The 11,035-nt window shown below is 74.8% G+C and carries 7 protein-coding genes; 4 read left to right on the plus strand and 3 right to left on the minus strand.

Annotation, left to right across the window (positions count from 1 at the left end; genetic code table 11):
• Positions 1–1,462, plus strand: a 1,462-nt coding sequence (locus ACLIYP_RS26670) for an asparagine synthase-related protein (protein ID WP_412715652.1), incomplete at its 5' end; no start/stop codon positions are given.
• 131 nt (positions 1,463–1,593) lie between these two features.
• Here the strand turns inward: ACLIYP_RS26670 and ACLIYP_RS26675 are convergent.
• On the minus strand, positions 1,594–3,492 hold the full coding sequence (locus tag ACLIYP_RS26675) for an NPCBM/NEW2 domain-containing protein (RefSeq protein WP_412715653.1): 1,899 nt from the start codon (positions 3,490–3,492) through the stop codon (positions 1,594–1,596).
• Between the two features lie 411 nt (positions 3,493–3,903).
• Positions 3,904–4,773: a TetR/AcrR family transcriptional regulator gene (locus tag ACLIYP_RS26680; RefSeq protein WP_459076355.1), complete on the minus strand. Its 870-nt coding sequence runs from the start codon at positions 4,771–4,773 to the stop codon at positions 3,904–3,906.
• 389 nt (positions 4,774–5,162) lie between these two features.
• On the opposite strand from ACLIYP_RS26680, the gene ACLIYP_RS26685 reads away from it, so the two are divergent.
• The gene (locus ACLIYP_RS26685) at positions 5,163–6,509 is read left to right on the plus strand and encodes an NAD(P)/FAD-dependent oxidoreductase (RefSeq protein WP_412715658.1); all 1,347 of its coding nucleotides are present in this window, start codon (positions 5,163–5,165) and stop codon (positions 6,507–6,509) included.
• Between the two features lie 182 nt (positions 6,510–6,691).
• The gene (locus tag ACLIYP_RS26690) at positions 6,692–8,464 is read left to right on the plus strand and encodes a SpoIIE family protein phosphatase (protein WP_412715655.1); all 1,773 of its coding nucleotides are present in this window, start codon (positions 6,692–6,694) and stop codon (positions 8,462–8,464) included.
• Here ACLIYP_RS26690 and ACLIYP_RS26695 read toward each other — a convergent pair.
• Positions 8,461–9,813, minus strand: a complete 1,353-nt coding sequence (locus ACLIYP_RS26695; protein WP_412715656.1) for an MFS transporter — start codon at positions 9,811–9,813, stop codon at positions 8,461–8,463. The two genes, ACLIYP_RS26690 and ACLIYP_RS26695, sit on opposite strands and share 4 nt — an antisense overlap.
• Before the next feature lie 161 nt (positions 9,814–9,974).
• Here ACLIYP_RS26695 and ACLIYP_RS26700 point away from each other — a divergent pair, with 161 nt between their 5' ends.
• A complete protein-coding gene (locus tag ACLIYP_RS26700; RefSeq protein ID WP_412715657.1) occupies positions 9,975–10,532 on the plus strand; it encodes a MarR family winged helix-turn-helix transcriptional regulator in 558 nt (185 codons plus the stop codon).
• Positions 10,533–11,035 lie beyond the last annotated feature (503 nt).

Consider the following 11,035-nt stretch of genomic DNA (forward strand, 5'->3'; position numbering starts at 1 on the left):
CCAGCGGCGCGCGGACCGCCCGGGGGGCGGGCGGGCCAGGGGCCCCGCGCCCGGCATAGGCGCCGACCTGTCGGGCGGCAGCGCTTCGGCGACGCTCGCGCTGCTGGCCGCCGGACTGCCCGGCGTCCCGGGCACGGTGTACGGCACGCCGGGGACGTCGGCGGGCGAGCGGCTGCTCGCCGTCACCTTCAACGACCTCACCCTGGACCCGCTCTCGGGACGCGAGGCCGAACTGGAACGCGCCCGCAGCATCGCGGAGAACCCCCGGCTGCACCACGTCGTCGTCGCCGCGGGCGAGGAGGCCCTGCCCTACGCGGGCCCGGACGGCGGCCCGCTCGCCGACGGGCCGCTGACCGACGAACCGGGCCCCTCACTGGTCGTCGCCGAGCGGCACCGGCGGCGCCTGGCGGCGGGCAGCGCGGACCACCTGTCCGGATACGGCGCCCGCGAGGTGCTCGACGCGCACCCGGCACGGCTGGCGGACCTGCTGCTGGACCGGCGCCGCCGCCATCTGCTGCGGCCGGTCACGGCGCTGGCGAAGGCGGAGGGCGCGACCGGGCGCTCGGTGCTCGTGCCGCTCACCGTCTACCGCGCGGCACGGAGGCTGGCCCGTACGCCGTACCGGGACGGTGTGCTGGAGACGGCGCGGCGGCTGCGGGAGCGGGACGTCACCGGGAGCGGGGCGGGCGCCGGAGCGTGGGGTACGGGCGGCGCGTGGGGCGCGGGTCGTGCGGGCGGTGCGGGCGGTGCGGCTCACGAGGCCGGGGCCGGGGTGCTCGACGCCTCGCTCTCCGCCCTCGCCTGGTGCCGCCCGGGGCCGGCCGCGCGCTGGCTGACGGGGGAGGTGCTGGCCGAAGTATCGATTCGGCTGGAGCAGGCGGCCCTCCGCCCGCTGCCCGGGGAGTCCGGCACGCGTCCGGGGGAGCGGCGGGCGCGGGCGGCGCTCGCCCGGCTGGCGGCCGACCACCGGATACTCGAACAGGCGGCGGAGGTCCGCAGCCAGCGGCTGCACGCGCCCTTCCTGGACAACCAGGTCGTACGCGCCTGCCGCGCCCTGCCCGAGGCGCTGCGCGTACAGCCGGGGGCGCGGGCGGCGGTGCTGCGCGCCGTCCTGGCGGGGGCGGGCGTACACGAACTGCCGCCCGGCTGGGGCACCCCGTCCCGTGCCACCCACACGACGGCGGCGCGGACCGGGCTGCGGTCCCGCGTCGGCGATCTCATCGACCTCTTCGACGCGCCCCTGCTGGCCGACGCGGGACTGGTGGAGGCCCGGGTCGTCCGCAAGGCGCTGCGGGCCGCGGCCGAGGGCGAATCGCTGCCGCTGGACGGGCTGGCGGAACTGGTCTCCACCGAGGTCTGGCTGCGCCGGCTGCTGGCCCGCCGGGGCAGCTGCTGGACGGGTACGGCCACCGAGCGCCGGCGCGCGGTGGCCGGAGGGGTGCCGCAGCGCCCCAGTCTGTGAACCCAGTCCAGTCCGGCCCAGTCCAGTCCGGCGCGATCCGGCCCGATCCGTGCCGAGCCGGGCTCGTGCCGGGTCCGCGGGCCGCGCCTCCATGCGCCGTACCGCCCCGCGGGCACCGTCCGCGGGGCGGATCAGCGGCAGCCGAACCGCGCCCGGACCCAGTCCGCCATGACCGCCGAGTCCAGCACGCCGTTCGGCTCGACCACCAGCCGGAGCGTCCGCACCCCGGCCAGGGGCACGTGGACCGGCACCGGCTCCTCGCCCCGCCGGACGACGCCCGACTCCCACAGCCGGACACCGTCGCCGTACACGGAGAACCGGACCGCGCCCCGCAGCGCCGTCAGGTCGTCCACCCCGGCGAGCGCGTCGAACGAGGTGCAGGCGCCGCCCAGATCGACCGTCACGGAGGAGCGGGCGGACACCGTCACCCCGTAGCCCCGGTTCCGGCCGTTGACACGCAGCTCCGAGCGCTGCCACAGCCAGCTGCTCCCCTCGCGTACGGAGGGGCCGTCCGAACCGCCTCCACGGGGCAGCCGGTCGAGCCGGTGGACGGTGGCCGCGGACGGCCGGGACGTCGGTTCGGGCGCAGGTCCGGGCGTCGGACCGGCCGCCGGGCCGTCCGTCCCGCCGGGCACCGGTCCGGAACCGGGCGGGGACGTCCCCGGCCCCGGACCGGCCCCGGGCCCTGCTCCGGGCACCGGCGCGGACCCCGCCGCGGAAGGGGAACCGGGCCCCGGCCCCGGCTCCGGGAGGTCCCCCGGCGGGACCGCCTCCCGGCCCGGGGCGCCCTTCCCCCCTTCCGCCGCCTCCCGCGGCGACACGGTCTGCGCCCTCGAACCTCCCGTCTCCGCTCCCGTCTCCGCTCCCGTCTCCGCCCCGCCGGGCGCACCGGCCGCCGAAGGCCGTGCTCCCGGCCCCTGGTACGGGCTCCGCGGCCGCTGGCCGTCGGTCACCAGCGCCAGCGTCAGCGCGGTGGCCACGGCGGCAGCCATCACCCCCGCCGTGACTCCCGCCTTCGCGGTCGATCCCAGCCCGTCGAACACCGCGGCGCCACCGGCCGTACCGTCCAGGCCTCCGGACGAGGCGGCCGGGCCCACCAACGGGTACGCCTCCGCGGCGCCCCCCTCCTCCACGCCGCACTGCGCCCCGTACGCCTGCGCCCCGTACATCTGTGCCGCATACGCCTGCGCCGAACCCACCACCGGATACGGCGAGTACACATCCGCGCCCCAGCCCACGACCGCCAACGGCAGCACCACCCGGAGCCGTTCGCAGACGTCCCTGGCGCCCAGCGCCGCCGACCGGCAGCCGGCGCACCGCTCCAGATGCCGGCGCAGCCCCCGGTCCGCCCGCGCCCGCAGCCCTCCGCGCACATACGTACCCAGCCGGTCGGCACGGCGCGCGCAGTCGTCGCCCGCCGCCCGCGCCCCGGCGGTGTGCACCGTCAGGTAGGACTGCTGTAACCCCTCCTTCGCCCGCTGCGCCAGCGACACCACCGCGTCCTCCGCCATGCCCAGCAGCGGTGCGACCTCCCGCGGCGCCTCCTCCTCGATCACGGTGTGCCACAGCACCACCTGCCACCGCTCTGGCAGATCGCGGAAGGCGCGCACCGCGGTGGACCGCTCGGCCCTGCACATGGCCCGCACATGTGCGTCCGCCCCGAAGGACTCGCCGCCGCCCGGCGACTCGGCCGCCGCCGCGAAGACCGCGAAGTCCTCGACGAGCAGATCCCAGCCGCTCGTCCCCGTCCAGGCCGCCGCCACGTCCCGGACCGCCGCCAGCAGATGGGTGCGCACCGCCGTGTCCGGCCCCGCACCGCCGCGTACGGCCAGCAGCGTTCGCGCGAAGATCTCGTCCGTCAGGTCGTTCGCGGTCGCCGCGTCCCGGCAGCAGTGGCGTACGTAGCGGCGCACCGCGTCGGCGTGCCGCCGGTACAGCTCCTCATACGCCCCGGTGTCCCCGCCGCGCATCCGCGACACCAGTTCCGCGTCGCCGGGCACGGCGTCCTCCGGCCCGACCGCTCCGTCCACGTCCCGCGAACCGCGGGGCTCCTCCCGCCCGTCAGCACCCAAAGCGAGAACCCCCGTACACACAGTCGCCACCGAACACCGGCAAAGCGTGTCACGGCGAGGGCCGCGCATTCCCGGCCGTGCGCCTCAATCACCCGTCCGGGGTGGAAAACCGCAAAACGGTGCGCACGCGGTGTTGTCACGAGGTATGGGAGCCGCGCCGCGGCGGCGCGAATCTGACCGAAAAACGCTGCTCCACCGCCGCACCGCCCGCGTCCGGCCACCGCACGGCCACGCCCGGCACCCGGCGATGGGCCTGCCGAAAGAGCCCACCGGCAGCGTCTGCCGACGGGACCTGCCGACGGGATCTGCCGGACCTACCGGACCTGCCGCAGGGTCCTCGGACCGCGGGCCGGAGCCTCAAGCCCCGTCTCAGGCCCCCACGGGCTTCGCGTGCCGCGGCCTGAGGCCCTCCAACAGGATGTCGAGCAGCCGCGCCGAGGCCGCGGCCTGCTGCACCGCGTTCGGCAGGGACGGCGCCGCCGTGGCTATCACCAGCAGCACGTCCGCGACCGTCACATCGGACCGCAGCTCACCGGCCGCCTGCGCCCGCTGCACCAACCGCCCGACGACGTCGAGCAGTTCGGAGACGCCCGCGTCCTCCTCGGTGCTTCCGGCGTTCCCGGCGCTCCCGGGGTTCTCCCGCTTCCCGCCGTCCACCAGCCGCAGCCCGGGCTGCCCGTGCCCACCGCCCCGCGGCGTACGCGCCCCCTCCAGGCCGCCGCCCGCACCCCCGGCCGCACCCTCCGGCTCGTCGGCGAACGACCCGACCCGCAGTATCCGAGGCGGCAGCAGCCGTCCGGCACCCGAATCCACCGAGGCGCGCAGGAACCGGGAGAGCGCCGACCACGGCTCCTCCTCCTGCCCCAGCGCCGCCCTGGCCTGCTCGGTCAGCCGCGCCGTCTCCTCCTGCGCTATACGCCGGACCAGTACGTCCTTGCTGGGAAAACGCCGGTAGACCGTGCCGACCCCGACCCGTGCCCGGCGCGCGACGTCCTCCATCGGAGCGCCGTAGCCCAGCTCGCCGAAGACCTCGCGGGCTGCGCGCAGCACGTGCTCCAGATTGCGCTGGGCGTCGACCCGCAGCGGAGCCGTGCGTCCGTTCCCCCTGGCACTCCCGCCGTCGGCCGTACGTCCGGCCCCGCGGCCTCCGCCCGCCCCGTTCACCGGACCCGCCCCGCCGTCCGCGGAAGAGTCGGCGACGACGGCGGTCGACCAGCGAGAGCCCTGAATGCCCTGAATATGCACGTTGTGTTCCCCCGGTTGTATGGCAGCCTCCCCCCGGAGGCCCCCCGCCCTGTGCCGCCGGGACACGGTCATGACTCCGCCCGGCGTGCTACGAACATAGTTGAGCCCCGGTCACGAGAGAAGGGGCATGTTCCGCCACCTCCGCCCCCCGATCGGAGTACGCCGCCCACCCCCTCTCCCCGCCCCCTCCCGTACCCCCCTCGCACCCTCGCTGACCTGCGCCGTCCCCCTGTCCACCGCGAATCGGCGAGCCCCGGTCCCGATCCCTCCGCCGGTCATACGTTTCCCGGGACCTGTGGACAAACGTCCACCCGCGGGTGCGTCATGGACAGGTGACGAAGGAACCCGCGCGCATTCTCGTGGTCGGTGGCGGCTACGTCGGCATGTACACCGCCCTGCGCCTCCAGCGGCGCCTGAAGCACGAACTGAGACGCGCGCGGGAGGGCGGCGGGGGCGTACAGGTCGTCGTGCTCGCCCCCGAGCCGTACATGACCTACCAGCCGTTCCTGCCCGAAGCGGCCGCCGGCTCCATCTCCCCGCGCCACGTCGTCGTCCCCCTGCGCCGCGTGCTGCCCCACTGCAGGGTCGTCATCGGCGAGGCGAAGTCCATCGACCACGCCCGGCGCACCGCCACCGTCGAGACCCTCGCCACCGAGCACGCCGGCACCGGCCCCGTCGAGGTGTCCTACGACGAACTCGTCCTCGCCCCGGGCTCGGTCTCCCGCGCCCTCCCGGTCCCCGGCCTCGCCGACCACGGCATCGGCTTCAAGACCGTCGAGGAGGCCATCGGCCTGCGCAACCACGTCCTCGAACAGCTCGACATCGCCTCCTCCACCCGCGATCCCGCCGTCCGCGACGCAGCCCTCACCTTCGTCTTCGTCGGCGGCGGCTACGCGGGCGTCGAGGCGCTGGCCGAGCTGGAGGACATGGCCCGCTACGCCTGCCGCTACTACCACAACATCCGCCCCCGGGACATGAAGTGGATCCTCGTCGAGGCGACCGAACGCATCCTCCCGGAGGTCGGCGAGGCCATGGGCCGCTACGCCGTGCGCGAACTGCGCGGCCGCAACGTCGACGTACGCCTGGAGACCCGCCTCGACTCCTGCGAGGACCGCGTCGCCCAGCTCAGCGACGGATCCCGCCACCCCTGCCGCACCCTCGTGTGGACCGCGGGCGTCAAACCCCACCCCCTGCTGGAGAGGACCGACCTCCCCCGCGACGGACGCGGCCGGCTCCGCTGCACCGCGACCCTGCGCGTCGAGGACACCGAACACGCCTGGTCCGCGGGCGACGCCGCCGCCGTCCCGGACCTGGCGGCGGCGTCCCGGGCCCGGGGCCCGGAGGAGGGACCGGTCCCGGAGTGCGCCCCCAACGCCCAGCACGCGGTACGCCAGGCACGCCTCCTGGCCGACAACCTGGTCGCGTCGCTGCGCGGCCGGGAGCCTGCACGGTACGAGCACTCCTACGCGGGCTCCGTCGCCTCGCTCGGCCTGCACAAGGGCGTCGCCCATGTGTACGGCCGCAGGCTCAAGGGCTACCCTGCCTGGTTCCTGCACCGCGCGTACCACCTGAGCCGGGTGCCGACGGTCAACCGCAAGGCGCGCATCCTTGCGGAGTGGACGCTCGCCGGCCTGTTCAAGCGTGAGATCGTCTCGCTCGGCTCGCTGGAGCACCCGCGCGCGGAGTTCGAACTCGCCGCGGGCACCGGCCGCCACCCCGAGGGACCCTGACACCTGTCGGTGCCGTCGGCCACACTGAACGTGTGACCATGGGTGGGCCCGCGTCAGCTGAGAGTCACCGGCGGGCGCGGCCGACGCGACGGGCCCGCCGGCACGGCGGGTACGGGCATCCGCACGTACCCGCACGCACACACCAGACACGAGAACATCGGAATCGGATCGGACCGCACGCAGTGAACTTCACGCGCTGGAGCGCCCGGCTGCCCGGCACGCAGCGGCAACGACGCCTCGCCGCCAGGGCCGTACGGCGCCCGCCCGAGGCACCGGCCCCCTCCGGGGCCGTTCCGGCCGTCCCGGCCGCCCGGGACGAGCACGGCGAGCCGTCCGCTCCGGACGCCGGGGGAGCGGGACAGGAAGCGGGGCAGGGGGCGGGACACGGCCTCGACGCCCTGTCCGCGCAGGCACTGCTGGACCAGGTCCCCGCACTGGTCGCCCTCGTCCACGGCCCCGACCACCGCATCGCTTTCGTCAACGACGCCTACGCCGCGGTCTTCGGCCCCCGCGCGCCCGGCGCCCCCGCCCGCGAGGCCCTGCCGGAGCTGGCCGAGCTGGGCCTCCTGCCGCTGATGGACCAGGTCCTGCGCAGCGGCAGGCCCCGCACGGTCAAGTCCCGCCGGGTGGAAGGCCGGACGGGAAGGCGAGGAGGGCGAGGGGGAGGGAAGCCCGGAGCCGCCGGCGGTACGCGCCCGGGGTACTACACCTTCACCTGCACCCCCGTCGAACTGAAGGGCCCCGGAGCTCGGCGCGGAGTCCTCGTCTTCGCCGCCGAGGTGACCGACCAGGTCGAGGCGGCCGAACGGCTGCGCGCCAGCGAGCGCCGGCAGCGCGAGGCGGCCGTCACCCTCCAGCGCAGCCTGCTCCCGCAGCAACTGGAGCAGCCCGACGACCTGCGGGTGGCCGCCACGTACCGCCCGGGCGGCACCGACGCGGCGGTCGGCGGCGACTGGTACGACGTCATCACCCTGGGCGCGGGCCGCACCGCCCTGGTCATCGGCGACGTGATGGGCCGCGGGGTGCGGGCGGCCGCCGTCATGGGGCAGCTCCGCACGGCCGTGCGCGCGTACGCCCGGCTGGACCTGCCGCCCCACGAGGTGCTCCAGCTCCTCGACGGACTCGCCGCCGAGATCGACCCCAACCAGATCGCCACCTGCGTCTACGCCGTCCACGACCCCAACGAGGGCCGCCTGGTGTACGCCTCCGCCGGCCATCTGCCGATCCTCGTCCGGGACCCGGACGGCACGGTCCACCGCGCCGACGAGTCCACCGGCCCGCCGCTGGGCACCGGCGGCTGGCTGCACACCTCCGCCTCCGTCCCCTTCGGCGAGGGCTCGGCCGCCGTGCTCTACACCGACGGCCTGGTCGAGCGGCGCGACGCCGACATCGACCAGGGCATCGAGGTGCTGGAGGAGGCCTTCGCCGGAGCCACCGGCAGCCCCCAGGTCGTCTGCGACCGGCTCCTGCGCGCCCTGGGCATCACCGCCGAGCACGACGACGACGTCGCGCTCCTGGCCCTCCAGCACCCGGTCCGCACCGGCCACGACGCGGAGCTGTTCCACAACGCAGCGCTCGATCTCCTGGGAGGGGTCGAGGCCGCCCCGCGCGCCCGCGCCTTCGCCTCCGGGGTCCTGACGAGCTGGCGGTTCCCCAGGGGCCTGCACGATCTGGGCGTGCTGGCCGCCAGCGAGCTGGTCGCCAACTCCCTCCAGCACGGCACCCCGCCGATGTGCCTGCGGCTGCGCCGCACCGACCGCCGTCTGATCGTCGAGGTGACCGACGGCGACGACCACCTCCCGCGCCGCCGCAGAGCCGAGCCGGCCGACGAGAGCGGCCGGGGCATCTCCATCGTCGCCACCATCGCCTCCGCCTGGGGGTCGCGCCGCACGCCGGGCGGCGGAAAGGCGGTGTGGTGCGAGTTCGCGCTCCCCCGGGAGGCGGTCCCGCGCTAGCCGGCCCGGACCGTACGGGCCGGCTCGGCCGACCGTACCGCCACCGCCGCAGCGGGCCGGGCCTCCTCGGCGGGCCGGACCGGCACCGAGGCGGCGACCACCAGGGACGCCCGCAGCGGGTTGTCCTGCTCGGCGGTCAGCCTGCGGCCCAGCAGCAGGGCCAGCACGGTGACGCCGAGCGAGCACAGCACCAGCATCACGATGTACGGCCCGTGCAGCGTGGCCCCCATCGGCCCGCCCACCGCCGGACCGATCGCCAGCGCCAACTGCTTCACCAGGGCGAAGGCCGAGTTGTACCGCCCGACCATCCGGGCCGGAGCCAGATCCGCCACCAGTGGCGCCACGGTCGGCGACAGCATCGCCTCGCCCAGCCCGAACAGCGCGTACGTGGAGATGATCGCCGCGACGGCCAGCGCATGGCGGTCGGCCACCAGACCGGACACCCCGGCCGCCAGCCACGCCACCGTCCAGATCAGCCCGACCAGCGCGATCACCTGGCTGCGCCGCCGCCGCTCCACCAGCCTGAGCACGACGAACTGCGCCAGCACGATCACGGCGGTGTTCGCGGCGAGCGCGACCCCCAGCGTCGCCGGGGAGATCCGCGAGGCCTCGACCGCGTACGCCGACAGCCCGGACTCGAACTGCCCGTAGCAGGCGAAGAACATCACGAAGCCGAGCGCGGACAGCGTCACCATCGCCCGGTCGGACAGCAGCGCCCGCAGGCCGCCCCGGGCCGCGGTGCCGTCCTCGCCGCCGTGGGAGGGGCACTCGACGCGCGGCGCGTCCGGCAGCCGTACGGTCGCCACGGTCGCGCCCAGGACCAGGTACATCGCCGACTCGATCCCGAACAGCAGCAGGAACGACGACGGCCGGTCGGTGTCCACGACCAGACCGCCCAGCAGCCCGCCGACGCCGAGTCCGAGGTTGTTGAGGAAGAACTGCGTGGCGAAGGCGCGCGAGCGTGTCGCGGTGGTGGAGGACCACACGATCATCGTGGCGAGCGCGGGCTGGATCACGGAGAGGCCCGCGCCGAAGACGGCGGCGGACACGTACATCGCCGCAGTGCCTTCCGAGAAGGCGATGCCGAGCGAGCCTGCCGAGGCCAGGACCGTTCCCGCGACTGCGACGGGCAGCGGACCGCGCCGGTCGATCACCCGTCCGGTGAAGGGCAGCACCACCAGCGCGGCCACGGCGAAGAGCGCGAGCACCGTCCCCGCGGCGGCCGCGCCCAGATTCCGCACCTGGGCCACGTAGATGAACATGAACGGGACGGTGAAGCCGTTGCCGAACGCGCTCAGCGCGTTCCCCGTGTGGATCCGGCGCAGCGCTGCGCCCGTCGCGGTGGTCACACTCACCTGCCTCTGAGTCCGGTGCCGCTGGGGCACGCATGGGATGGAACGCATGGGTGGAGGGAGAAGTCCGGGAGAAGACTTCGAAGCTAAAGTTCGATACTAAAGAGTACACAGCGAAAGACTTCGAAGCGAACGAGTTCATGCCATACTCCGGTCCCATGCCTGACCAGCCCTCCGGGGACCCGGACCACGGCCCCACGCTCGACGAGCAGATCGCCATCTACCAGCGCGAGTACGGCGAGCTGGACCCCCAGGTGGAGAAGATCGTCAACGCGCTCAGCCGCCTCGACCGGCGGATGAGCGTCGCCTACGGGCGCCAGCTCGCCACCCTCGGCCTCAACCACGCCGAGTGGGAGGTGCTGAAGGAACTGGTGATGGCGGGCAGGCCCTACCGTCTGGGCCCGGGAGCCCTGGCCAAGCGGCTGGGACTCACCCCCGCCGCCATGACCCACCGCATCGACCGCATGGCCACCGCCGGCCTGGTCACCCGGGAGCGGGACGAGAGCAACCGCGTACGGGTGATCGTCGGACTGACCGACGAGGGCCGCGAGAAGTGGCTCCAGGTGATGCGGATGGCCTCGGTCTTCGAGGAGGACCTGCTCCAGGACCTGTCCGGCGAGGAGCGCGCCACCCTGGGAGAGCTGCTGACCCGCCTGCTGCGCAGGGTGGAGGACACCCAGCCGGACGCCGGTGGCCGGCTCAGCGACCTGGACTGACGGGCCGGGCAGGCCGCCTGGCGGCCGCCCTTGAGGAGGTCGCGGGCGCGGCTTGACAGCCGGTGGAGCGATCCGTAGGGTTCTCCGGGTTGCCAGGGAGCCGGAACGGTTCTCCGGGCAGCTCTTCTGTCGCCTTCGGCGGCGACCACTCACCCAGTGTGAATCCCTTCCGGGGATGAATTCCGGCATGCCGGAATTCCGGTCCGGGTGGCTCGATTAGGAGCCGGACGGGAAATCCGCTACGGTGGTGGAAGCGCCGGAAACGGCGCGAGAGGAAAAGGCAGGACCCCGCCGGCCGGGGATCGGAGACCGAAAAGGGATCTGATAGAGTCGGAGACACCGAAGGGAAGCGCCCGGAAGGGCCCCGGAAGGGGTGCCGAAGGAAGCGTCCGTTCCTTGAGAACTCAACAGCGTGCCAAAAGTCAACGCCAGATATGTTGATGCCCCGTCGCTCCTCCGGTTCCGGAGGAGTCGGCGAGGTTCCTTTGAAACACACAGCGAGG

This window comes from Streptomyces nanhaiensis, from assembly GCF_046614825.1.
Classification (GTDB): domain Bacteria; phylum Actinomycetota; class Actinomycetes; order Streptomycetales; family Streptomycetaceae; genus Streptomyces; species Streptomyces radiopugnans.